Raw genomic sequence first — 26457 nt, 5'->3', positions numbered from 1 at the left:
TTGAGAAAGGTTAAAATCATATTGACTCCATTAACGAACAGGATAAATTCCGGCTGATATTGACTAAACAAGGTGATTATTGAATTATTTTTCGAAAGGAATGAACTTGTATTTGTACGAAATTAACAATACCTTGTTTAAAGCAAAACAGTGGACATGAATGATAAAGAGATACAGGCTTTACAGGAACAAGTAGCTCTTTCTGATGACCAGCAAGCATTCAAGATCTTATTCAAGCACTATTACACTACTCTTTTCCAGTTCGCCGTTTCCATTGTAAAAGTCAGGGAAGTGGCAGAAGAAATAGTAGAGGACGTTTTTATCAAGGTCTGGGATAAGCGCAGGAATCTAACTGAAATAGCCAACCTTCGTTTGTATTTGTATGTTGCCGTAAAGCATCATTGTTTAAATCATGTAACAAGGCGGGGTAACACAACTGAGCTTGATCCTGATCAGCTGGATGTGGTATGCGCAGAACTGGTTCCCAATCCTGAAGACCTTATGGTAGCCTCTGAATTGCTGCAGCGTGTGAACAGGTCTATTCATGAACTCCCCCCTAAATGCCGTATTGTATATAAGCTGGTAAAAGAGAACGGCCTCTCCTATAAAGAAGCAGGAGAAATACTCAACATATCTCCCCGTACTGTTGAGAACCACATTGCCGCTGCCATAAAAAAAATAGCATCTGTTCTGGATGCGGATTTCCCCCTCCCCCGCAAATCCTTTACCCTGCCGGGTGTAAAGAATTAAAAAAAACTTTTCCTTCCACTAGGGGATTCCTGTAATTCCTGTGTCCTGTAGCAAAGGACCCTTCGTCAATGAATGATACCAGACTTTTTGTTTTACTGGGTAAAAAGCTGAATAAAGAAGCCACGGAAGCAGAGCTTTCTGAACTGGAAGAACTGATCCGGCAGGATGCCATTCAGCCATATACTTTGGAATTGCTGCAGGAGATATGGATGAAAAAAGCCGCAGAGGATGAGCAGCACCTGGAGGAACGCTGGGAGCGTACAGCCCAAAGACTAAATACATATACAGAGGAACCACGAAGAAGGTTCCTTCCAGGCAGGCTGGCAGTTGCTGCCGCTTTAACTGGTGCAATTGTATTTGCCGCATGGTTCGGCTACCGGCATTATAATAACAATACCCTGCAGGCATCTATCCAGCCGGAGCAGGATTCCGTTATCACCGTAATGAACGGAGAACGGAAACGTTTTGTATTGCCGGATGGCACACAGGTGAACCTGAACAGTGGCAGCCAACTAAGGTTCCATAAGGGTTTTGGCCAGCAGGACCGGGAAATATGGCTCAACGGAGAAGCCTTCTTTGATGTATCTAAAGATGCCGCACACCCTTTCCATGTGTATACGGACCGTATGACGGTAAAGGTATTGGGTACCTCTTTCAATGTAAAATCCTATAACACTTTAGAAAATATTGAAACCACGGTTATATCAGGCAAAGTAGAAGTAAGCCTGAAAGAAAGTAAAGAAAAGAAAGTGATCCTTTTACCCAACGAAAAGATATCGCTGAAGAATAACATATTCACCAAAGACAAAGCAGATCAACCAATATCAGATCTTCAATACGAAGTACATACCGTAAAGGCCGCCAACAATGAAACCATACCGGAAGAAGCAGTATGGGTAAAGGAAAAACTAGCCTTTACAGATGAATCGTTCGACATGGTTGCATTAAAAATGGAGAGATGGCATAATGTTAAATTTCATTTCGCCAACGACAAGCTGAAAGACCTGCGCCTGAACGGCGACTTCGACAACGTAAGCATAGAAGAAACAATGCACATCCTGCAAATGATGGTGCACTTTAAATATGAAATGACAGGGAACAATATATATATCAGGTAATACTTCTTTGATCCGCTTGTTGTAAGCCCAACCACGTAATTCTACAATAAACCAAAATCACAGTTATGGAATACCACGGTCCTTAATGCAGTAAGATCTATGAAAGGGGAAGAGGTGGAGCTCCTCCCCATGAATAGCTAACAATTCTGGAACTGGTTTGAGCAGGGCTTTATGCCCTGCTTAGGCCACTGTTATTAACTTTTCAACTCAAATCTATGAAAAAATGCAGGTTTAAGCTGCAGAAAATTTCCACGCAGTCGGTACTAAAGTTGCTCTTGATCATGAAAATAGCTTTTCTATTCATCGTCATACCTTTTTTACATGTATCCGCCATGGGGTATGGGCAGAACAAGTTCTCCCTGAAGCTGGAACAGGTGGATGCGGCAAAGGTGCTGCACAATATCCAGCAGAAAAGCGACTACCGCTTCTTCTTTCTGCAGGACGACATCAAAAAGCTGGGAAAGATAGACATTGATGTAACAGATGCCACCGTGCAGGAGATCCTGCAAAAGGTACTGGGCAATGTGCTTGCCTATAAGATCCTGAACAGGAACCTGGTAGTGATCTCCCCCAATGCCTCTGCCCTGGCGGACAAGATAGAGGTGCACGGCAGGATACAGGATGAAACCGGCACTCCGCTTATTGGCGTTACCGTAAAGGTGAAAGGCCAGAGCATAGGCGTAGTGACCAAAACGGATGGCTCCTTCTCCCTGGCGGTGGACGACAAAGCAGTCCTGGAGATCAGCTTTATGGGCTTCCAATCAATGGAAATACCTGTAAATGGAAAAAGCGAGCTGGGCAATATTGTATTAAAAGCCTCTACCGAAGGCCTGAATGAAGTGGTGGTGGTAGGGTATGGCACACAAAGAAAGGTGAACCTTACCGGTGCTATTGGCACTGTTAAACCTGGAGAGATCGGCAATATTCCTGCTTCCAACCTGTCCAATCTATTAGCCGGCCGTGCTGCAGGTGTTACTGTTGTAGGCAGTACAGGCCTTGCAGGGGCTTCCTCCTCTATCCGTATGAGAGGCAGTTTTTCAGAACCTTTATATGTGATCAATGGCATCATCAAAGGGAAAGCTGATTTCGATGCTCTGGATGCAAACGAGGTGGAAAGCATCAACTTCCTGAAAGATGCCGCCAGCGCATCTGTATATGGTTCTAAAGCAGGCAATGGGGTAGTATTGGTAGTGACCAAAAAAGGCCTCGTTCAAAAACCTTCTTTCGATTACAAAGGCTCCTATTCATTTTCCAACCCCACCAAACCGGTACAGAGTTTTACCGCTACCGAAGAACTTACATTCGTGAACAACATGTCCGTTACGCAAGGGCAACCCAAACCCTATGGCCAGGAGATCTTCGATTATTTTAAAGACAAGAGCTACGCCGTTAACGACTATATCTGGCAAAAACCAACTGTACAGCAGCATAACCTTTCTGTAAGAGGTGGTACTGAAACTATCTCTTATTATTTATCACTCGGCTATCACGATGAAAAAGGTTCTTACAAGAACCTCGATTTTGACCGCTATAATTTCCGCTCAGATATAACCGCCAGGATCTCCAAACGGCTGCAGGTAAGTGTAAACCTCAGTGGTAACCAAAGAAATTATCACCGCTGGTACTGGCCATATGATGGCGCAGAGGATTTCAACGTAGGCGATTTTTACAGGGCTACATTTAACTGGACGCGTTTATATCCTTTCTATGTAGATGCAAAGGGAAATCCGTCCACCAATACGAACGACCTCCCTGTTATTCCCGGTGCATGGCACCCGGTAGAACTGATGATCAATAGTGGCGGCTACCGCGATATCAAAAAACGCACACTGGATGGTATCGTTCGCCTGGACCTTGACCTGGCTGATCTTGTGGATGGATTGAGCACCAGCTTCCAGGCGCATTATAATGGGTATGATCAGAATATGAAGTCTTTTGTTGTACATAACAAAGCCTATATATTCCAATCCGGCAGCCCTACCAATAAATTTGTTCCGGGGCCTATTGACCCTACCAAGATCAATCTCCATAACCTCAGTGCAACCTATCCTAATATTCAGCAGGATGTACAATTCTACAATGCCTACCAGATCAATCTGAACCTCAAATACGAAAAAACTTTCGGGAAACATGCTGTTTCTGCACTGGCGGTGTATGAACAGGGTAAGGATAATGGAACTTATCTTACCGGACGTGCCGATCAGTTGCTGACCACCGAAATTGACCAGATCTACAATGCTTCTGCAGACGCTGCCAGGAGATGGTTCACCGGTAATGAGGGCGCTTCGGCCAGGGCTTCTGTGATAGGTCGTGCTAACTATGCCTATAACGATAAATACATTGCAGAATTCTCCTTCCGGTATGATGGTAACTACAAATTTGCACCGGGTAAAAGATGGGGTTTCTTCCCTTCCATATCTGCCGCATGGCGCATATCCGAAGAAAACTTCCTGAAGGCCAATACACCCTGGCTCAGCAATCTGAAACTGAGAAGTTCCTATGGTACAGCCGGTAATGATGAAGATATAAACGCGCTTCCAATAGGTGCTTTCCAATGGAGCCAGACTTATGCTAAAAGCACCGGCTTCGTTTTTGGGACAGCTTTGAACGATGGTATTGCTCCCGGTGTGATGCCTAATCCCGATATCACCTGGTCCACTTCAAAAATGTTTGATATTGGATTAGAGTATGGATTCCTGGATAACAGGCTTACTGGTGAAATAGATTTCTTCATCCGGAAACAATCAGACATCCTTGCCACAAGGCTTGGCTCTACTCCTTCCACGCTTGGAGCATCCTTACCCGCGGTAAATTATGCAGCGCGTTCCTGGAAAGGATTTGAATTCTCTGCCGGATGGTCAGACCAGATCGGCGAACTGAAATATTCTCTATATGGCAACATTGGCTATGCTAAAGATAAATGGGATGTGATAGATGAAGCCCAGGCATTGCGTGACGGCACCTATAAAAATAACTGGAGAAGTAAGCTGGGGCAGCCGGAGAACAGGGTTTACGGCCTCATTTCAAAAGGTATCCTCAGATCACAGGCAGATGTTGATAAACTTCCTGCCGGCTTTACGCAATATGGCCGCATTCCTAAACCTGGTTATTTATTGTTCGAAGACATCCGCGGCACTAATTACTCAGAAGGCCCTGATGGCAAAATTGATGATAACGACATGACATATCTGTCTACCAACGGCTCTCCAAGAATGAACTATGGTGTTGGTTTCAGATTGGAATGGAAAGGCATTGGATTAAATGCACACTTCCAGGGTGTGGGTGCATACGACAGAATGATCAGTACCCGTAGTGGTGGTGGTGTGTTCCAGGTAGACAGACCTTACTTCGAATTATGGGCCAGCGATTACTGGACACCTGAAAACCCCAATGCTAAATATCCCCGGGTTTCCGGAGAGTTCCAGGTGGCAGATGTGGGCGGTGGTGCTTCTTCCTTCTGGTTAAGGAATGGTGCATACTTACGCCTGAAGAACCTGGACCTTACGTATACGCTTCCTAAAAAATGGCTAAGCAGGATCGGCGTGAACAGTGTACAGTTATTTACAAACGCAACCAACCTGTTCTATATATCAGGACTGAAAGAACATGATCCGGAACAACTGACACTGGATTCTTATCCACTGATGAAAGCCTTTACCGGCGGGGCGTATATTAACTTCTAAATAATGACGATAATGAAAACGATTCAATATATCAGTTACCTGTTTTTATTTATCCTGTTTTCCGCCTGCGGAAAAGTAGTGGATAAAGTAGATAACCTGGGCAACTATCCGGCAGCGGGAACATTTGATGATCCACTCACCTCCGGTGCTTTCCTCAGCAACCTTTACGGCAGTACACTCACTTCCGGATGGCCCACAGGCATGGCAGGCATCGCCGATGAAGGCGGAGGCATCATTGGCGATGGATGGGTGACCACAGATAATAGCACGATGAAATTCTGGCCATATGCTACCATCAGGAAAATAAACATCCTGCTGAAAGAATTACCTGCCGGGAAAGTGGCTGCCGATGTGAAAAATCCCATGATAGGACAGGCTAAATTTTTACGGGCTTTCCTGTATTTCAAAATGGTATACTATCATGGCGGTGTTCCTATTATCGAAGTGCCGCAGGAGTTGACCGATGATCTGAAAGTATCAAGGAATTCGACCAGCGAGTGTTTTAATTTTATTCTGAAAGACCTTGACGAAGCTGCTGCTTTAGTGCCTAAGAAATATACAGGCAACGATCGTGGGCGTATAGATCAGGCCGTTGTGTTAGCCTTCAAAGGAAGGGTATTATTATATAAGGCCTCTCCGCAGTTTAATCCTGTCAATCCATATGATAATGCTAACTGGGCAACTGCTTACACTGCCAACAAAGCAGCTAAAGATTTCCTGGATGCAAATGGTTATGGCCTGCTGGAAGATTTTTCCAAAGTTTTTGAAACCAAAGGGCATAAGGAAAACATCCTTTCCGTTATATATGTGAATCCGGCAAAAACAAATGGCCGCGGGGAAGATGGTGTCCGCCCTTTATCAGAATCAAAAAATGCAACAGGTCTTGATCAGCCAACCTGGGGTATGGCAGAGGCTTTCCCTATGAAAGATGGTAAAAAGCCCGGTGACCCTACTTCCGCCTATACATATAATGCACAAACATTCTGGCTCAACAGGGATCTCCGTTTTGATGCAACAGTGGTGTGGAACGGCGGTATATATGAACTGAGCGGTATCAAAGGCCGCCGCCAATACACCATGTCTGGCATTGCCAAATCAATGGATGCTTTTGGTTTTATTATCCAGGGAGAAAATCACTACCGTACCGGTTTATATACACGCAAAGGAATAATGGAAGAGTTACCTTCCACCCAGGTAACATTGAATGATGTAGACTGGCCGGAGATCAGGTATGCAGAAGTTTTATTCAACTATGCAGAAACCGCCAACGAAACAGGCAAACCTGCCGAAGCATTACAGGTGTTAAAAGACATCCGCAAACGCGCAGGTATTGAAGCCGGTGGTGACGGCATGTATGGCCTTAAAGCCGGTATGACGCGTGCTGAAATGCGCCAGGCTATCCTCGATGAAAAGCGTGTGGAGTTTATGTTTGAGGGCCAACGATTCTGGGACCTGCGCCGCCACCGCATGCTGAATGTATTAAATGGTATGCGCAAATACGGTGTGATGGCAACTAAAGTAAATGGCCTCACTTATGACCAGGTAACACCTGTTGAAATAGGAAAAGCCAACAGGTTTGAATTGCTGCCACAGGATTTCACATATGAAGTAGTGGAACTGATCACCAATGGTCCTAAACAAATGGTGATGCCGGATAAATATTACTTCTTCCCTATTCAGCTAAGCAATATCAATCAGAATCCGAACCTTAAACAGAATAAAGACTGGGGCGGAGATTTTGATCCTACATTACACTAAAACATCCAGCCGGCCTGGTAATTCCCGGGCCGGTTTTATTAACCCGGGATGCTACTCTTTTTTAAAATTATACAGGTGAAAGAAAATTTGATCAGAACCACGTTAGCATTGCTGGTAACAGCATCTGCAGTAAAAGCACAATCCATCAGCGTAGCGGGGCTTCCGTTATACGAAAAAGCAGCGCTGCAAAGTAAAGAAGACTGGCTCCTGGCTGGCACTGCCCGCAAGTCCGCTATCTACAGAACACCTGAAGGATACATGGCCCTCAGCAACGGACTTATCACACGCACATTTGCATTGACGCCTAATGGCGCCACCATCGGACTGGACAACCTGGTAACGAATGAAGCACTGGTACGTGCCGTATCTCCGGAAGCTGTGTTATGGATCAACGGTCATGAGATAAAAGCAGGTGGTTTAACCGGTCAGCCGATCGGGAATTACTTATTGCCGAAATGGATCCCCGAAATGAAAGCGGACCCGTTAAGCCTCAAACTCACATCTTATACCACCGCACCTATCAAAGCCAGGTTTGAATGGAACCGCCGTACGGCATGGTCGCCACAGCAATTACCCTGGCCACCGAAAGGAATGGAAGTAACTTTTACTTACCAGGCAGATGCCACGATCATGAGCAGCCTGTCGTCTGACATCAGCAGGAAAGTATTGTTCGCCGATAATTTCCTGAGCCTTTCTCCTAAATGGGAGATCATCAAAGGAGCCGCTTCACAAAATGCTTCGTTTCAGAATGAAGGCAAAGCAGGAGAAATGCAAACAGCAGCTAACTCCGTATTGTTTGCCGAACAGCCTTTATCTCATGAAACAAAAGTGATCATCTGCAAGCTTAACAGTGGAACAGATGAAAGTAACGGATATGGTGCAGGTATTGCCCTGCAATTCCCTGATGGAAAATCTTCCAAATTCCACCTCGCCCCCGGTGCAAAACGCTTCCGTGTTTTCCACGATAGCAAGAGCGCTAATTTTGAAGGATATGATCCGGGAAAATCTTATTTCCTGCGCATCCTGTTCCTTCCGGGAAAAATGACCTGCAGTGTTTCAGAAGATGGCAAAACATACACCACCCTTACAGAACTTCCTTTAACCAGTCAGCCCACACATGTAAGAATAGGCAAAACAGATCCGCAGGGTGGCAGAACTGAACGTGGGGAAGCAGGTACAAAAGGCCGCAGTAAAATAGAAGCAGTATTAATATTAGGCGCTCCTGAAGCAGTGCAGCAGGATTTGCAGTTCCTTTCCGGATTAACCGTAAAAGTACACTACGAAATATATGATGGTATTCCACTGCTCAGCAAATGGGTGAGTGTAACCAACAACAGCAAAGAACAGATCATCATCAATAATATTAAAAGCGAACACCTGGCAGTGATCGAAGCTGAAAGCGCTGTAGAACATAAACAACGCTGGGAAATGCCACCCATCCTGGCAGAAAGCGATTTCGCTTTTGGCTCTATGTCCAGCAACGCCGCACAGAATGCTTGTGTAGATTGGCAGACAGATCCATCTTACACTACACAGGTGAACTACAATTTAAAAACACCCTCTGTATTGGTATGTATGCCTAAAACAGGTATGGGACAGGAACTAGCCACAGGTACATCAACAGAAAGTGCACGCATCTGGGAATTGATCTTTGACAGTTACGACAGGGAAAGAAGAGGTTTAAGCCAGAAGAAACTGTACAGGACCATTGCACCCTGGGTAACGGAAAACCCTATCATTATGCATGTTAGCAGTGCGGCAGACGAACCTGTGAAAAGTGCTATTGATCAATCTGCGGAAGTTGGGTTTGAAATGGTGATCATGACCTTTGGCAGTGGTTTCAATATTGAAGATACCACACAGCAGAACCTGCAGCGCATGAAACAGTTGAAACAATATGCAGCTTCCAAAGGAATAGCGTTAGGTGGCTATTCCCTGCTGGCCAGCCGTTCCATCAATAAGGAAAATGATGTGGTAATGCCGGAAGGTATGAAACCTGCATTCGGTAACTCTCCCTGCCTGCAAAGTGAATGGGGGCAAAATTATTTCAGGAAGCTCTACAGCTTTTATGAAAAAACCGGTCAGGATCTATTGGAACATGATGGTTCCTATCCCGGTGATGTTTGCGCATCCACCACACATCCGGGGCACAGAGATCTGGAAGATTCCCGCTGGAAGCAATACAAAACCATTCAGCAATTCTATCAGTGGTGCAGGGGAAAAGGCATTTACCTCAATATACCCGACTGGTATTTTTTAAGTGGCGGCACCAAAGTAGCCATGGGTTACAGGGAAACTAACTGGTCTCTTCCACGGGAGCAGCAGGAGATCATTGAACGCCAGAACATCTATGATGGTACCTGGGAAAAAACACCTTCGATGGGCTGGATGTTTGTTCCCTTAGTTCAATATCATGGCGGCGGTGCAGCAGCTACCATTGAGCCTTTAAAGGAACATCTCCCCCATTATGAGCAACGGCTGGCTAATCTTTTCGGCGCCGGCGTACAAGCCTGTTACCGTGGGCCACGTTTATATGACGCACCTGAAACAAAAGTACTGGTAAAGAAATGGGTAGACTTCTACAAGAAGTACCGCCGCGTACTGGATGGAGATCTCATTCACCTGCGCCGGCCTGATGGAAGGGACTATGATGGTATACTGCATGTAGATCCGCAAGGGAAAGACAAGGGGCTCATTATAATCTACAATCCTTTAACGGAGCCTATCACAAGAAACATAGCAATAGACCTTTATTATACCGGCCTAAAGAACCAGGCCAGTATTACGGGGGAGAATGGTGTGGCAAAGAAAGTAACGCTAAAAGGAACAAAGCTCAATTTACAAGTGACCATTCCTGCTAACAGTCAGCAATGGTTTGTACTCAGATAAAAAAGAAGGCCCTTTGATCAAAGGGCCTTCTTTTTTATTTCCTTTTATTTGAAAACAACCACGCCAGAAGGTACGGTTCCGCAAAAGCATTATCCCAGCTATTATGTCCCACACCGGGATACTCTGTATACTTTACGCTGGCACCTGCCACTCTCAGGCTATCGTGATAACTGCGGGAGAATCTAACGGGCACTACATTATCGTCCGCACCATGAAAGATCCATAATGCGGTACTATGTGTAAACCGGGAAGCATATGCTTCATTACCTGCTCCACAGATCGGGAATGCTGCAGCAAAGCGGGTGGGATAACGGGCCAGTATATCAAATGTACCCATACCACCCATAGATAATCCTCCTACATACAAACGCCTGTAATCCACGCTGCCGGAAGCCAGCAGACTATCCAGCAACTGGTGCAGCAGGCCGCTGGGTATGGTAGGTTTGATATCCGCATTGAATTTCACGCCGGCCCAGCCAACACTGTCTTTATTAAATTCCATCACTGCCCAGCTGGTATTCTTTGCACACTGTGGAAAGATCACAATGGCAGGATATGCTGTACGCAGTGAATCGTTGAGGAACAATTTACTGCCATGTTTAAGCTGGGAGATATTATCATTCCCTCTTTCGCCGGCACCATGCATCACCACTATCAGGGGATATTCAGTACCGGGTTTATAATCCTTTGGTAACAACAGCCGGTAAGGCAAAGTATCATTACCGCGTATAAACGTATGGGCCTTAAAATCCTGTCCGTATCCTGCAATGGATAAAACTGATAAAAGGAAAAAGAGCGCGTATTTCATGCTATTAAATTACGGATTATGAGCTAATGATCTGTCTGCGTGCCGCCAGTAATATCCTTTTTCCTGGCTGAAGGCCAGCAGGCTGGTACTTCCTCTTGTGTCAATATGTATTTCAGAGAAGCTGCGTTGATATTGCAAAGCAAAATAAATAGCACCCTGCGTTGGTTCATCTGCATCTTCATAGTTCAACCGCACTTCGCGCGTTTTCCCTATTTTAAACCCTTTGAAGTGGCCTTTATAATATTCTTCCCGCTCCAATACTTTAGTACCGCTTTCGTCAAAATGATAATAGAACTCTCCGCCATACATAGCCACATCACTGGGTTGCAGAGCGGGCATCAGCCAGATGGTGATTGTTTTATCCTGGTGATACTGGATGAACTTATTCATCTTCACATATGATCTGCCCAGGATCACACCCGCTTCGCGATAAGCCGCATTGATAGCTTTTGAAACTGCAACGAGCATTACAGCATCTATGGAATCAGGCACCACATCTATCGAATCGTTTGTATTTAAGCGGTAATGCAGCACCTGGTCGTATTTACCATCTTTGAACTTGCCGTACACACCATTCCACAAACTGTCTGTTCCCTTGTAACAGAACCACTCTCTGCCGATGCGGGCCAACTCTTCGTAAGTAGCTTCTGTGACCAGTTCGGACATGCGCCAGGCCACACTGTCGTACTCCCGCATCCACTGTGCGGTTTCCAGCTTTTCGGAAAAAGATCTCGTATTATTCTTCTGGGCCTGAACGGTTTGCGTCAATAGCAACACGGCCAGCAGTAGCCAGGACTTCATAGGATATAGGTTTTTCTGTAATAAATATATGGAATTTTATTAATTCATGTTCCCTAATTCTCTCAGTTCGGGCATTCAATTCCACAATGCCACACCATAAAAAGCTGTTTAATAAGGATTTACGGCAATGGCACAATCTTTTCAATACTATTCATGAACTTGAAAAACCTTTAACAAATGAAACAGATAAAACAACTGGCAGCATTCTTTTTACCTTTAGCAATTGGTGGTATGCTGGCCTGTAACAGTGGCACCAGAACAACTACGGATGATACTTCTACGGTAGGTAATCAGGATATTACAGCAGTAGATACCGGTATGACGAAGGGCATGGCCCAGGACGTGAACAAGGATAAATTCTCCGACGATTCATTACGTGATGATGCAAGCTTTGTAACAAGAGCGGCAGAGGATGGCTTATACGAAGTAAAACTGAGTACAGATGCGCAGGCTAAAACAGCCAATGCGGGTGTAAAGAAACTGGCAGCTCACATGCAGAAAGCACATGAGAAAGCAAACAAGGAACTGGCAACATTAGCAGCTACAAAAAGCATTACCATTCCTACTGTTCTTCCACAAGGGAAAACAGATGATATTAACAGGTTACTGGAAAAGAGTGGTAATGATTTCGACAAAGCATTGGTAGAAGAGTTATCAGACAAACACGAAAAAGCCATCAGGTTGTTTGAAGATGCATCAAAAGATGTAAAAGATCCGGAATTAAAAGCCTGGTTCGCCAAAACATTACCTGAATTGAGGAATCATCTTGATATGGTGAAGAAGGAACAAAGTAAATTAAAATAAAGCGCAGCTTCTTATTAGAGGGTGGCCCTCAAAGCCTGAGATTACACCTTTTGTACCTGCTCTGGATAATCCCAGCGAAGGAATTGAGAAGTATGGCGTATGAAGCTCCGGTTCTTTAGGAACCGGAGTTTTTTTATCTTTAAAACTTAAGCGTGAAGTGCTGCTTTACCTTAAATTCTTTCCGCAGGAAGATAAGCCCGATAAAGAAGAGATCAATAGATAAAGTAGTAGCAGGATGCGCTTTAATAGTTTCCCATGCGCGCTCCATTCCATCCGTCCAGTGCACATCATCAAAGATCAGCACGGCAGTGGGTTTTACTTTTTTAATACACTCCAGGTAATATTGAACGGTAGGGTCTTCCCGGTGATTACCGTCAATATATATTAAGTCCGGTGCAGGAATTTCGTTGAGCAGGCGGGGTAATACGGCATCAAAATTCCCGATATGCTGCTGAATGTTCCGCAGCCCTAAGACCTCGAAGTTCTTAGCAGCGCGGGCAGCAATATTGGGGCAGCCTTCAATGGTATGCACGTTTGCACCGGCAGCAGCCATATAAGCAGTGGAAAGGCCCATAGAAGTGCCCAGTTCCAGCACGGTGGCTGCATTAAAACGTTTCACCAAACGGTGGAACAATTGCCCGAATTTGGGAGGTTTGGCCGCATGGCGTACAATATCACGCACTTTGCGGGTATTGGTGGCCCCCATTAAAGATCCTGCTCCCAGGTCTGTTACTTCCAGTACTTCTTCACTTTGCAGTAATTGCTGCCGCAGGGCTTCTATGGGAGCATATTCCGGGCGGGGCTTGCGGTCATAAAGCACTTCATCCAGTAACGCATAGGCGAACGGAGAATGCAGGCCATGGCGGTTACCTGCTGTAAAACGGTACCGGATATATTTCCTGGCTAACGCGATCTGGTGCTGTACACTCAAACTAGTAGATTTTTGCCTTGATCAGTCCCCATTTATGCAGGCGGTGTTGCAGCGAAACCCGCAATACCCCTAATCCATAAATGCTGCTGCGTTTGAAATTGATGCTGGATGCACCTTCAAAATATTTAGTGGGGCAGGTCACCTCTGCAATATCATATCCCTTCATAAATACCTGGGACACCATTTCATTGTCGAACACGAAATCATCATTATTCGCCATATAATTGATATCCCGGAGCACTTCCGCAGAAAAAGCCCGGTATCCGGTATGGTATTCACTTAATTTCTGGCCCAGTAAAATGTTCTGGGTGAAAGTGAGCATCCGGTTAAAAATATATTTATACATCGGCATCCCCCCTTTCAGCGCTCCTTTACCCAGGATCCTGGAGCCGAACACCGCAGGATATACATCATTGGCAATAATGCTGCTCATAGCCAGGATAAGTTTTGGAGTGTATTGATAATCAGGGTGTACCATAATAACAATATCTGCTCCCAGCTCCAGGGCCTTATTATAACAGGATTTCTGATTCCCGCCATATCCCTTGTTCGCATCGTGACGAACAATGTGTTTAATCCCTAATTTACGGCCTACATCTACCGTATCATCCTTACTGGCATCATCCACCAATACCACTTCATCCACCACATCCATGGGTATTTCGAGATAGGTCTTTTCAAGGGTCAGTGCAGCATTGTAGGCTGGTAGCACTACCACTACCTTTTTGTTATTGAGCATGAATCGAGGGTGATTTAGGCTGCAAAGGTATAAAATTACTCCTAATGCATAAGTAGCTATATACAATTCTTACTTTTATGCAGTAGAATTAATTCTTATCTTTGTGACTTGGTGATTTTTTGGCATTATATTTTCTTAAGGTTTTCTTAACATAAAAGGACATTCAAGCATGCTGAAGCTAATTAGATGGATGATGCCATTGTTGATGACAGGTTTAGTGACAATGAAAGTATCTGCCCAGGACCCGGAAAAGAAAGCCGAGGTTAAAACGGCGGACACTACTATCAAGAAGATCATGGAAGATCTTCAAAGGGTAGCGGATAGTGACAAGCAGAATTCCCAGGCCATTGAATCATTATCAAGGGGCCGTGAATTCGACAATATCACTAAGTACAACCTGGTCAAGAACAACCTCATCCAGGCCTCCGAAACCTACTATCTGTTGAACAAAAAGATCATTGACCTGAAATCCAGGACCACAACGAGTAATCTCGATGTGTTCATTACCTCCCTCAACAACCCGGAGAGTAAGGAATTAGGGTTCTCCCTGAGCGACCGTGTAGTAGAACTGGTGGAAAAGATCATCCTCAAGGGTAAATCTGATAAGAACGAAAGGAATACCAAACTGGTGGAATCCACCAAGTCCATTATCAACAGCCCCATCTTCAAAAGTTTTACTTCCCTCACCCCTCCCCTGGCCATTGCCAGCTCCGTGATGGGTTTCCTGCACAGTGTAAGCCAGAGTAATAAGGCTATCAATCATAAGCTGCTCCAGGAATTTGAGAAGGAACTGAACAAATACGTGATCTATTACACCGCACTGAATGATGCCAACCAGAAATTTGAATTCGGGTTGAACTTCAATAAGGACCAGCTTTCCCTGCTGCAGGACAATATGTATGACCACCTGGCCTTCACTGCCAGTGCGCTCAAAATGCCCCTGCCGCCCCGTGGTAATAAAACCATCGCGGAATCACTGAACGAATACTTCATTGATTTCAGGAAAGAAAAAGTGGTGGATTACTTTAACAAACTGGAAGAGAAATATACCAAAGGCAAAAAGATCGATTACGAAGCCCTGCTGAATGATAACATGAGCCTGAAAGAGGCCAACAACCAGCTGGAAGATCTCATTCTCCAAACCAAACGTTTCGAGAACCTTTACAATGAATATTTCAGCCTGCTGGATTCCTACTACACCAAGGTGAACCATTCCCTCCGCCTGGCGCAGGACAATGCCCTGGCCGATAAGGGGATCGTAGAGACCAAACAGAATGAATTCCGCCAGTTAAAGAACGAAGCAGTACAGGAGATACAGTCTTCTATCAATATGCGGGAACTCACCATCAACGTAGAGAAAGTGAAATACCGTTACAGGATATTCTAAGCGTTATAACGCCATACAGGAAAGCGGATCGGAAACGGTCCGCTTTTTTTAATCACATTTTACACACCCCGTTCCAACCAATCCCCTTTTAATACCTAATTTTGCCCCATTATGACTACAGTACAACTCGAATATGTAGTGGCCGTGGATACCTACCGGAGTTTTGTGACAGCGGCAGACAAGTGCTTTGTAACACAACCTACGCTCAGCATGCAGATCCAGAAACTGGAAGATGAACTGGGTGTGAAGATATTTGACCGGAGCAAACTACCCGTTGTGCCTACGGAAATAGGCATGGCTGTTATAGCCCAGGGGCGCGTGATATTAAAGGAAAGTGCCAGGATCAGGGAGATCATAGCAGATCAGAAGAAAGAGATCCAGGGAACGCTGAAAGTAGGTATTATTCCTACCCTGGCCCCCTACCTCCTGCCCCGTGTGCTCACTTCCTTTATGAAGAAATACCCGAAAGTAAAACTGGAAGTATGGGAATATTCCACCGAGCAGATCATCAGCCTGCTTAAACAGGAGCAATTGGATTGCGGCCTCCTGGCCACACCATTGCATAATCAGCACCTGGAGGAACATCCTCTGTTCTATGAAACCTTTGTGGTGTTCACCGCTAAAAGCAATAAACTCTCGGATAAAAAGGTGATCCTGCCGGAAGACCTGGAAACGAAAGACATCTGGCTGCTCAATGAAGGTCACTGCATGCGTAACCAGGTGCTCAATATCTGCCGGGATAAATTCAGCATGGGAGAATTCAGGAACCTGGAATACAATACAGGCAGTGTGGAAACACTCAAACGTATGGTAGAGCTGAATGAAGGATATACCATTCTGCCGGAACTATCGCTGCAGGACCTCTCTGCCAAACAAATGAACATGGTGCGCTTTTTTAAAGCCCCTGAGCCCGTTAGAGAGATCAGCCTGGTCACACACCGCTATTTCATTAAACAGGGCGTTATTGAGGCTTTTAAGAAGGAGATCCTGGCCAATGTGCCGGAGAAGATGAAGGTGAAGAAAACGAAGAAGGTGATAGAGATAGTGGTGGATAAGAAGTAAATGTTAGTTTCAGTTAATAAATAGGGGGCTAAATCGGATAAAGTGTTAGTGCTTTTACTTCTTATTCCGGAGAAGTAGGGGTAGCTTTGTAATCTCCAATTGGTTGAATAAGGCGTAATAAGTTTGTTAACCTAAATATCTGCAATGTATACTTATGAGAGTATCCATGAACCAAAGCAATCTATTTATAATGTAGCTCAAAGTGTAACAGAAAAACTCATCGAATATTCTTTCATCAGCAAAGGGGAAAAAGATCTATTAAAAATGGTTCAGTATTCCTTTGCAGAAGACGTAAACGGGAGGCAACTCTTCAATTTCGGATTTGGAGATTACAATTTCTCGAACAGTATAATAGCAGATGATGTGATTTCCAATAACGGGGATGCCTATAAAGTATTTAATACCGTTCTCAGTACTGTTCCCCGTTTCTTTGAAATACATAACAATGCTATTGTGGAAGTACGGGGAAGTGATAGCATTTCCGGATTTGCTGAAACATGCCGTGCTACCTGCAGAAAAAACTGTACGTATATCTGTAGAAATGTGAATAGAAGAATAAATATCTATAGAGGTTATGTAAACAAACATTACGATGTATTAACTAAGGATTATACTTTTTATGGAGGGTTAGATAGAACTAACAATAAAATAACTATGATGGATTATATTCCCGATCACAAACGGCAATCAGTTATTCTAACAAGAAATAAAAACCAATATATTATGAAAGCTGAAGAAAATCAAACACAAGAAGTGATGGAGCCAACCACAGAAGAAGAAATGTGGGCATTATATTACAAACAGAGGGAAGCAGCAAACTGGTCAGATCTCTTTGCAGAACAAACCGCGAGAGCCAGGGAGCGTTGGAAGGGTGTTGTATTACCAGATCATCTGAGATTGGATCTATAGCAAATCATCACGCAATAAAAAAGGGGTAAAACTTTCGTTCTACCCCTTTTTTATTTATCCAATAAGTTTAGTTCTCCTTATTCTTTGCATCCGTGTAGTTGTTCTTCAACTTCGGATAAGATTGCAGGATCAGATCATTCATCACATTCACCGCTTCACTCAGGTAAGCATCTTTCGTACGGGCCTTTAACCAGTCTTTATTACGCGCCAGCTTTACCGTATCTCCCGCGATCTTGCTGAGGTCTACTTTCAGGCTGTTGATGTTCAGGTCTTTCACCTTATCATTCACGGCATCATAACGTTTCAGCGCTGCAGCATTCTTCTTCTGGTCAGCTTTATAAGAAGCCAGGTCCAGCGGATAGGTCTTCTGCTCTTCCAGTTTCTTCAGCGTGGCAATGTTATCATTGATGATCTTAAACGCTTCGTTGTTAGCTACACGTTTGGCACTGTTTGCTTTCAATGTTTTCACATCCACAGGGTCCTGCCATACGGTGTAATCTGCTTTCGGGATCACATCCCATTTCAGGGCATCTTCGTCTTTACGCTCACCAACTTCATAGTATGGAGAAGGTAACACCACATCAGACTCAACACCTTTCAACTGCGTGGAACCACCATCTGCACGATAGAACTTCTGCACCGTGAGCTTGATAGCACCAAGACTGCCGCCCATATCTGTACGTACAAAGTTGTCCAGTTCCAGCAAACGTTGCACCGTACCTTTACCAAAGGTAGAAGGGCTACCGATAACTACCGCACGTTTGTAATCCTGCATGGCAGCTGCCATGATCTCAGAAGCGGAAGCGCTGAACTCATTCACCATAATGGCAAGCGGGCCATCGTACTGTACGCTTTTATCACGGTCTTTTTGCTGCTGTGTTTCACCGCCACGGGAACGTACCTGTACCATTGTGCCTTCCGGTACAAACAGGCCGGCCATTTTGATCACATCAGGCAGGGAACCACCACCATTGAAACGGAGGTCCAGGATGATACCATCCACTTTTTCTGCTTTCAGTTTTTTGATCTCTTCGGCAACATCATCGTAAGAGAAAGAACCCTGACGATCATTGAAGTCTGCATAGAACTCAGGCAGATAAATATACCCGATCTTATGCTGGCCGGAGATAACAGCGGATTTTGCAAAAGTATCGTCCAGCTTGATCTCATCACGTATAAGGCTCACCACTTTGGTGGTACCGTCTACACTCTTCACGGTTAAACGTACTTCTGTTCCTTTATTACCACGGATCAGGGTCACTGCTTCATCTACGGCAAAACCGCCGATATCAACAGGCTCCTGGCTTCCCTGCGCTACTTTCAGGATCACATCATCTGCTTTCAGCTGCCCCTGTTTCCAGCTGGGGCTGCCCGTTACAATGCTCACGATCTTGATGCGGCCTTCATCTTCTCTCAGCTGTGCGCCGATACCGAAGAATTTACCAGCCATCTGCTCCTGGAAAGCACGTTTCTCCACAGGAGGCATATAGTCCGTATGCGGGTCCATCGTGGTAGTGATGGCATTCACATACATGGAGAAACGATCATCTTCTTTCATGCGGTTCTTCATCCGGTCGAAATAGCGATCGTATACTTTTTTCACTTTAGCACGGGCTTCTGCTTCCAGCGCTGCATCCGTTTTACCGGTTTTTTCTTTATCACGCAGTTCTATCAGGTCCGCATATTTTTCCAGCGTACGCAATTTCAGCGATTTGCGCCAGGCTTCTGTACGGGCTGCAGCATCTGCAGGCCAGTCCATAGCATCCGGATCAATCACGATATTTTCCTGTTTGGAGAAGTCGAAAGGTTTATCCAGGATCACAGGATAGATAGCCGCAGCTTCTGTTACCCTTTGACGGATGATATCGTTGGTTTTTTTGAAGAGGTCCAGCGGAGCGCCGTTCAACTCGTCATCCACATGTGTTTCCAATGGTTTGAGCGCATCGATGTCGCTCTTCATGAAAAATTTCTTCTCACTGTCCAGGCTCTTCATGTACTTCTTGAACACCTGTTTGGAGAAAGCATCGTCTATCGGTTTCGGCTGGTAATGCCCCTCTTTCAGGATCTGGCCAACGAGGGTCATAATAGCTTCATATCTTCCCGGCGGATCGTCTGTACCACCAATCTTTGCGAAGGCAAATATTCCTGCCGAGATGCTGATCAGCATGATCGGTACTATCACTTTCAATTTCATCTGATTCAATTACGAATTACCAATTACTTACGAATTTCGAATGGTTGTTCGGTTCGCGTTTCTACTCAAATATAAACTTATTCGCGCAGCCCCATAAGGGGTGCAAGGCGTTTTAACAAAATATTACTATCCAAAAAGTTGTAAATATGATGCGTAAAACAATTACAAATTACCGCTAATATGGCTCAATTCACCACTCGTAATTCGTAATAGATAATTCGTGGATCAAATTTACTTTACGAGTTTATAAACACCGGGCGTAACCGCACCACCGGCACCTGGAATAGTAACAAGCATGTAGAGTTCACCTGCCTGATCCTGCCCCCAGCTCAGCAACTGTACGTTACCCTGAGGTTTGTTTTCAATTTCGAGGTCAGAACGCTCCCATTTGTTGCCTTTTTGGGACAGTATCCAGGTTTTACCATTGTAATCCCCGAACACATATTTACCTGCCAAGGCCGGAATGGCTTTACCACGGTAAATGTAACCACCGGCAATGCTGATACCCAGGTCATGGTCATATTCATGAATAGGTTCTATCAGGCTTTTTTTATCAGCACCTGCAGGTACATTGAAATCATGATACCCTTCCATGATGCGCCAGCCGTAGTTACCGCCTCTTACAATAATATCCACTTCTTCATACTTATTCTGCCCTACATCTCCTGCAAACAGCCTGCCAGTAGGTTTATCAAATGAAAAACGCCATGCGTTACGCAGGCCATATGCCCATATTTCACCCTTTGCTCCTTCTTTTGCTACAAAAGGATTGTCCTTAGGGATCCGGTAAGGGCTGCCATTCACATCTATGCGGAGTATCTTCCCCAGCAGGTTACCCAGGTCCTGCCCGTTCCCGATAGTGCCATGTTTATCACCACCACCGCCGCCATCGCCGGAAGAAATATAAAGATATCCATCGGCGCCGAACATAATATCACCGCCATTATGGTTGGATTCCGGCTGGTTGTATTCCAGGATCAGCCTTTTAGTGCTGAAGCTGGCTGTATTATCGAAAGATTTAGCTGCTTTGAATTCAGCGATCACGGTTTTATGGTTCAGGCCCTTTGCAGGATTAGCCACCGGCGCGCTGTAATACAGGTAGAATTTGCCGTTGGACTTGTATTGCGGGTGAAAAGCCATCCCCAGCAGGCCACGTTCGTCATAAGCCGGATTTACTTTCACCATATCCGAACTTACATCAATAAAGGGTGTGGGGAGCAATTTACCATTCTGAATTACCCATACTTTACCTTCTTTCTGTACAATGAACTGGCGGTTGGTGCCATCTCCCGGAACAGCCATGGTTACGGGGGACGCTACTTTGTCTGTGATCAGTTGCAGTTTAACTTTCTGTGTTTGCGTATAGCCTTGCGAAAAGGGTAACAGGGCACCCAGCAATAATAAACGAACTAGCTTCATACGATTTGGAATTTTAAGGAGCTAAAAATAATCATCTGCTCCATACAAATGATAAAAAGTTGATTAGCGGGGATCGGTGATATGTTTTACTTTTGATCAGCCTTAAAAACTAACAGATTGGACGACGCTATAACTAACAGAAACGATCCGTACGCATCGCTGCGATTCAGAGAATTTAAGTTCTTCCTTGTTATCCGTTTTGCGCTGATCTTTGCGCTGGCCATGCAGTTTGCCATTATTGAATGGAAGGTGTATATACTTACAAACGACCCGCTGAACCTGGGCCTGATAGGCCTGGCGGAATTTGTGCCCGCCTTTTGCCTGGCGCTGTTTGCGGGCAATATTGTAGATAAGAAGGAAAAAAGAGGGATGGTGCTGAGATGCATTTTCGGCTACCTGTTCATTGGCACCGGCCTGTTCTTCCTCACTTGGGATTATGTGATGGCCGGCGTACCCAAAAACATGGTCCTGGGCCTGATCTACTTCCTGGTGTTCTGCGGGGGTATCGTCCGGGCCTTTACCAGCCCCTCCAACTTCACACTCCTTTCTGTACTGGTTCCCCGTGAGTTATATACCAATGCTACCACCTGGAGCACATCCGCCTGGCAGATAGGCGCCATTGCCGGCCCCGCGCTGGGTGGGCTGTGTATTGCCTGGATTGGCGTTCACTGGTCTATGTTGCTGGTACTGGCCTTTGTACTGTTGGCCCTCTTCTGCATTCTTCAGATTGCACCTAAACCCATTTACTATAAAGAAATTGGCGAAACGGTTAAACAGCGGCTCACTTCGGGCCTGCGTTTCGTCTGGAAAACCAAGGTGCTGCTTAATGCCATGGCCCTGGATATGTTTGCCGTACTGTTCGGCGGCTCCGTGGCCATGATCACCATTTATGCCAATGATATCCTCCATGTAGGGCCACAGGGCTTCGGGATGATGCGGGCTGCTCCTGCAGTGGGTTCATTTCTGATCCTTTTCACACTGGCCTACAAACCCATTGTCACCAAACCGGGTATCAAACTGCTGGCTTCCGTTTTCGGCTTCGGACTGTGTATCATTATATTCGGCTTGTCTAAGAATTTTGTGCTCTCCCTCGCAGCTTTGTTCATGAGCGGGGTCCTGGATGGCGTTAGCGTGATCATCCGGCAAACCATCCTGCAGCTGAAAACCCCGGATGATATGCGGGGCAGGGTATCTTCCGTAAGTTCCATATTCGTGGGTTCCTCCAACGAACTGGGTTCCTTTGAAAGCGGGGTAGCCGCTAAACTAATGGGTACAGTGACCTCCGTGGTATTTGGCGGATGCATGACCCTGGGGGTAGTGATCACCACCTATATTATCTCTCCCGCCATGCGGAAGCTGGAACTGAAAGCCTGATTATTTCACGATCGTTTTCAACCTTTCCAGTACGTAATATACAGCCGGGCAGATCACGGAATTGAGCATAGTGGTATTGGGCCTTTTGAAGAATTCCTCACTGTCCGTATAAGGATAATTACGGCAGTCATTTGGCCTGATATCATAGATGGAGCAATAATTATCCGCGCCCAGGAAGGCACAGGGGCTTTTTTTCACCACATAGTCCCCATCCTCATCCAATCTAAGATAAGTGTCTATAAAAACGGATTCCCTTAAACCCAGGTGTTTGGACACCCGCTTGATATCCGGTGTTTTAAACCGGGGGCTGATGCTTTTACAACATCCGGCGCATTGCAGGCAGTCGATCTTTGAAAAAGCTTCGTCATGAAGGTCCGGCAACTGGCGCAAAGTTTCCTTTCCCTTCTTGGTCTGCATCTTCAGCAACAGCTGTTTGTAAGACTTCTGATTTTCTTTCGATCTTTTCTCCCATTCGGAGAGTAACTCGGACATCCTGACGATTTTATGCAAAAGTAGATGAAAATTCCATGACAAATACAGCAGCATTTCAGCGACTTATATCAGCGCATCTTCCCGCTATTGCCAGCTGTTTGGCTGTTGCTTAAAAACATCATAGCTTTGCGCATTCTTTTCTTTAAATACCTGCTTACATCATGAATCTTTTGAATACGTTCAAGAATGAATTTATTGGTCGCCACATAGGCCCCAATGATGCAGAGACAACTGAAATGCTCGGCAAGATAGGCATCAGCACTTTAGACGAATTGATCAACAAAACTGTACCGGCGGCTATCCGCATGAAAAGTGACCTGGATATTCCGGAAGCGATCAGCGAATTTGCTTACCTGAGTCAGCTGAAAGACATCTCCTTAAAGAATAAAGTATTTAAAAATTATATCGGACAGGGTTATTACGATACCATCACCCCCAGTGTGATCCTGCGTAATATTTTTGAGAATCCGGGATGGTATACCCAATATACGCCTTACCAGGCTGAGATCTCCCAGGGCCGCCTGGAGAGCCTGCTCAACTTCCAGACCATGGTGAGCGATCTTACAGATCTGCCTATCGCCAATGCCTCCCTGCTGGATGAAGCTACCGCAGCGGCAGAAGCAATGACCATGTTCTTCAACGCACTGAACAAAGACCATGATCATATTACCCGTGGTAAATTCTTTGTAGATAAACATGTATTCCCGCAAACAATAGATGTGGTGATCACGCGTGCCACCCCATTACAAATAGAAGTGGTGGTAGGTGATTTCGCAACTGCTGAGATCAATGGCGATTACTTTGGTGCCCTGGTGCAATACCCGAATGCAGAAGGTACGGTAGCAGATCACCGCCAGTTCATTGAAAAGGTGCATGCCGTTGGTGCTTATGTGGCCATGGCAACAGACCTGCTGGCATTGACCCTGATCACCCCTCCCGGTGAACTGGGTGCTGATGCTGCGGTAGGCAGTGCACAACGTTTCGGCGTTCCATTAGGATTCGGCGGCCCGCACGCTGCTTTCTTTGCTACCAAAGATGAATTCAAACGTGCCATCCCCGGCCGTATCATTGGTGTGAGCATAGATGCACAGAACCAGCGCGCTTTACGCATGGCGCTGCAAACCCGCGAGCAGCACATCAAACGTGAAAAAGCAACTTCCAATATCTGTACTGCCCAGGCATTACTGGCTAATATGGCTGCGATGTACGCCGTATATCACGGACCGAAAGGCCTGCAGAACATTGCCCTGAAAACATCCCTGCTCACCGCATCACTGGCCGCCAAATTACAGGCAGCCGGACTGAAACTGCGCAACGGCAGTCATTTCGATACCATTACCGTAGAAGTAGCAGATGCTGCAGCCACTTTATCCAAAGCACAGGCAGCCGGCATCAACTTCCGCACTATCAATAATACCCAGGTAGGCATCTCCCTGGACGAAACGACTAACGTAGACGAAGTGAATGACATCCTCGCTGTATTCGGCGCAGGAAAAGTAACGGAAGCAGAAGTGGAAAAAGCCGCTACCGGCATCCCGGCTTCCCAGCAACGTACTTCCAGTTATTTGCTGCACCCGGTGTTTAACACCCACCACAGCGAAACAGAAATGATGCGTTACATCAAATCTCTCGAGAACAAAGACCTTTCGCTGAACACCTCCATGATCTCCCTGGGATCCTGCACCATGAAGCTGAATGCTGCTTCAGAAATGATCCCCCTGAGCTGGAACCACTGGAGCAAAATGCACCCCTTTGCACCCATTGCACAAGTGGGCGGCTACCAGCAGATCGTAAAAGAACTGAGCGATTACCTCTGCAAGATCACAGCTTTTGATGCCTGCAGCCTGCAACCGAACTCCGGCGCACAAGGTGAATACGCCGGCCTGCTCACCATCAAATTATACCACGAAAGCCGTGGCGATGCACACAGGAATGTGATCCTCATCCCTATCTCCGCACACGGCACCAACCCTGCCAGCGCAGTAATGGTAGGTTATAAGGTAGTGATCGTAAAAGCACTGGAGAACGGATACATTGATGTAGCGGACCTGAAAGCAAAAGCAGAACAACATAAAGATAACCTGGCCGGTGTGATGATCACCTACCCTTCCACCTATGGTGTGTACGAAGAAAGTGTGAAGGACATCTGCCAGATCATTCATGATAACGGCGGCCAGGTTTATATGGATGGTGCCAACATGAATGCACAGGTAGGCCTTACCGCTCCCGGTCTTATCGGCGCGGATGTTTGCCACCTGAACCTGCATAAAACATTTGCGATCCCGCATGGTGGTGGTGGTCCCGGCATGGGCCCCATCTGCGTAGCTAAACACCTGGCACCTTTCCTGCCATCTCACGTAAGCCTGCAGGCTACCAACAACGGCAGCAAACAGGCACATGCTGTATCAGCGGCTCCATATGGCTCCGCCAGCATCCTGCTGATCTCCTACGCTTACATCCGCATGCTGGGCCGTACCGGTGTTCGCAAGGCTACAGAATACGCTATCCTGAATGCTAACTATATGAAGGCAAGACTGGAGAAAGATTACGAGGTATTATACACCGGCGTAAGCGGTACCTGTGCACATGAATTCATTGTAGACCTCCGTCCGTTTAAAGCTACGGCCGGCGTTGAAGCGGAAGATGTGGCAAAACGTTTGATGGACTATGGCTTCCACGCACCTACCATGAGCTTCCCGGTTGCGGGCACTATCATGATTGAGCCTACGGAAAGTGAAGATAAAGCAGAACTGGACCGTTTCTGCGATGCACTCCTGGCCATCCGGGCAGAGATCCGTGCAATAGAAGAAGGTAAAGCTGATAAAGCCAATAACATCCTGAAAAATGCGCCGCATACCCAGGCTGTGATCACGGCGGATGAATGGGCATTACCTTACACCCGTCAGCAGGCCGCTTTCCCATTGGAGTATGTTAAACAGAATAAGTTCTGGCCTTCTGTTAGCCGGATCAACAATACTTTCGGAGATCGTAACCTGATCTGCACCTGCGAACCGGCCAGCGCCTACGCAGAAGCATAATACATTCAATATCTGTTTGAAAAGGCTGTTCCGTACATGGAACAGCCTTTTTTGTGCTCCCATGGCTGGATTGAGATAGGATAAGCCGTATATAAGCCGTATATGACCCGTATATAAGCCGTAGATAAGCCGTCCCTTATAGATACGGCTTATCTATGGCTTATCTTTGACTAAAGAATGGGTATATCTCTCTTGACGATAATTTAGAACCTGTTAAGTTTCTCCTTCCGCCCCTCCTTTTCACCCGCTCATCCATGTTTTAACTATTTGATTCGTTTTTCTACGAAATGTTCGTATTTTA

The 26457-nt window shown here is 45.7% G+C and carries 18 protein-coding genes; 11 read left to right on the top strand and 7 right to left on the bottom strand.

The window, feature by feature from the left end; translation table 11 throughout:
- The first annotated feature begins 156 nt into the window (after positions 1-156).
- The 5 genes from AAHN97_RS03425 to AAHN97_RS03405 all read left to right on the top strand — a co-directional run bounded on the left by AAHN97_RS03425 (position 157) and on the right by AAHN97_RS03405 (position 10198).
- Entirely contained in the window at positions 157-750 is a 594-nt protein-coding gene (locus AAHN97_RS03425; RefSeq protein WP_343306154.1) for an RNA polymerase sigma-70 factor, read from the top strand.
- A 68-nt stretch (positions 751-818) separates the two neighbouring features.
- Positions 819-1868 (top strand): FecR family protein, encoded by a 1050-nt coding sequence (locus tag AAHN97_RS03420; protein ID WP_343306153.1) that lies wholly within the window; start codon positions 819-821, stop codon positions 1866-1868.
- 281 nt (positions 1869-2149) lie between these two features.
- A complete protein-coding gene (locus AAHN97_RS03415) occupies positions 2150-5551 on the top strand; it encodes a SusC/RagA family TonB-linked outer membrane protein (protein ID WP_343306152.1) in 3402 nt (1133 codons plus the stop codon).
- A 12-nt stretch (positions 5552-5563) separates the two neighbouring features.
- Positions 5564-7309 carry a RagB/SusD family nutrient uptake outer membrane protein gene (locus tag AAHN97_RS03410; RefSeq protein ID WP_343306151.1) on the top strand — a complete coding sequence of 582 codons (1746 nt, stop codon included), beginning with the start codon at positions 5564-5566 and terminating at the stop codon, positions 7307-7309.
- Between the two features lie 75 nt (positions 7310-7384).
- Positions 7385-10198 (top strand): hypothetical protein, encoded by a 2814-nt coding sequence (locus tag AAHN97_RS03405; protein WP_343306150.1) that lies wholly within the window; start codon positions 7385-7387, stop codon positions 10196-10198.
- 34 nt (positions 10199-10232) lie between these two features.
- Here the strand turns inward: AAHN97_RS03405 and AAHN97_RS03400 are convergent, their stop codons facing one another.
- Positions 10233-11006: an alpha/beta hydrolase-fold protein gene (locus AAHN97_RS03400; protein WP_343306149.1), complete on the bottom strand. Its 774-nt coding sequence runs from the start codon at positions 11004-11006 to the stop codon at positions 10233-10235.
- Between the two features lie 9 nt (positions 11007-11015).
- Complete coding sequence (locus tag AAHN97_RS03395; protein WP_343306148.1) at positions 11016-11807, bottom strand: hypothetical protein; 792 nt, start codon at positions 11805-11807, stop codon at positions 11016-11018.
- A gap of 177 nt (positions 11808-11984) precedes the next feature.
- On the opposite strand from AAHN97_RS03395, the gene AAHN97_RS03390 reads away from it, so the two are divergent.
- Positions 11985-12611, top strand: coding sequence for a DUF4142 domain-containing protein (locus AAHN97_RS03390; RefSeq protein WP_343306147.1), 627 nt, complete (start codon positions 11985-11987; stop codon positions 12609-12611).
- A 139-nt stretch (positions 12612-12750) separates the two neighbouring features.
- Here the strand turns inward: AAHN97_RS03390 and AAHN97_RS03385 are convergent, their stop codons facing one another.
- Both AAHN97_RS03385 and AAHN97_RS03380 read right to left on the bottom strand, forming a co-directional pair.
- Positions 12751-13542 (bottom strand): O-methyltransferase, encoded by a 792-nt coding sequence (locus AAHN97_RS03385; RefSeq protein ID WP_343306146.1) that lies wholly within the window; start codon positions 13540-13542, stop codon positions 12751-12753.
- A 1-nt stretch (position 13543) separates the two neighbouring features.
- Positions 13544-14281, bottom strand: coding sequence for a glycosyltransferase family 2 protein (locus AAHN97_RS03380; RefSeq protein ID WP_343306145.1), 738 nt, complete (start codon positions 14279-14281; stop codon positions 13544-13546).
- Between the two features lie 169 nt (positions 14282-14450).
- On the opposite strand from AAHN97_RS03380, the gene AAHN97_RS03375 reads away from it, so the two are divergent.
- The 3 genes from AAHN97_RS03375 (at position 14451) to AAHN97_RS03365 (ending at position 17639) form a co-directional block, all read left to right on the top strand.
- Positions 14451-15668 (top strand): hypothetical protein, encoded by a 1218-nt coding sequence (locus AAHN97_RS03375; protein WP_343306144.1) that lies wholly within the window; start codon positions 14451-14453, stop codon positions 15666-15668.
- 111 nt (positions 15669-15779) lie between these two features.
- Positions 15780-16730: a hydrogen peroxide-inducible genes activator gene (locus tag AAHN97_RS03370; protein ID WP_343306143.1), complete on the top strand. Its 951-nt coding sequence runs from the start codon at positions 15780-15782 to the stop codon at positions 16728-16730.
- 144 nt (positions 16731-16874) lie between these two features.
- Positions 16875-17639 (top strand): DUF6934 family protein, encoded by a 765-nt coding sequence (locus AAHN97_RS03365; protein WP_343306142.1) that lies wholly within the window; start codon positions 16875-16877, stop codon positions 17637-17639.
- A 67-nt stretch (positions 17640-17706) separates the two neighbouring features.
- Here the strand turns inward: AAHN97_RS03365 and AAHN97_RS03360 are convergent, their stop codons facing one another.
- Both AAHN97_RS03360 and AAHN97_RS03355 read right to left on the bottom strand, forming a co-directional pair.
- The gene (locus AAHN97_RS03360) at positions 17707-19833 is read right to left on the bottom strand and encodes a carboxy terminal-processing peptidase (protein ID WP_343306141.1); all 2127 of its coding nucleotides are present in this window, start codon (positions 19831-19833) and stop codon (positions 17707-17709) included.
- 231 nt (positions 19834-20064) lie between these two features.
- A complete protein-coding gene (locus tag AAHN97_RS03355) occupies positions 20065-21252 on the bottom strand; it encodes a PQQ-dependent sugar dehydrogenase (RefSeq protein WP_343306140.1) in 1188 nt (395 codons plus the stop codon).
- A gap of 117 nt (positions 21253-21369) precedes the next feature.
- Here AAHN97_RS03355 and AAHN97_RS03350 point away from each other — a divergent pair, with 117 nt between their 5' ends.
- On the top strand, positions 21370-22626 hold the full coding sequence (locus AAHN97_RS03350) for an MFS transporter (protein ID WP_343306139.1): 1257 nt from the start codon (positions 21370-21372) through the stop codon (positions 22624-22626).
- Here the strand turns inward: AAHN97_RS03350 and AAHN97_RS03345 are convergent, their stop codons facing one another.
- The gene (locus AAHN97_RS03345; RefSeq protein ID WP_343306138.1) at positions 22627-23118 is read right to left on the bottom strand and encodes a YkgJ family cysteine cluster protein; all 492 of its coding nucleotides are present in this window, start codon (positions 23116-23118) and stop codon (positions 22627-22629) included.
- Between the two features lie 161 nt (positions 23119-23279).
- Here AAHN97_RS03345 and gcvP point away from each other — a divergent pair, with 161 nt between their 5' ends.
- Entirely contained in the window at positions 23280-26156 is a 2877-nt protein-coding gene (gene gcvP / locus AAHN97_RS03340) for an aminomethyl-transferring glycine dehydrogenase (protein ID WP_343306137.1), read from the top strand.
- The last annotated feature ends 301 nt before the right edge of the window (positions 26157-26457 follow it).

It is taken from the genome of Chitinophaga niabensis (genome assembly GCF_039545795.1).
Classification (GTDB): domain Bacteria; phylum Bacteroidota; class Bacteroidia; order Chitinophagales; family Chitinophagaceae; genus Chitinophaga; species Chitinophaga niabensis_B.
Note: the sequence above shows the minus strand (reverse complement) of the source record. Positions and strands in the feature narration are given on the sequence as shown.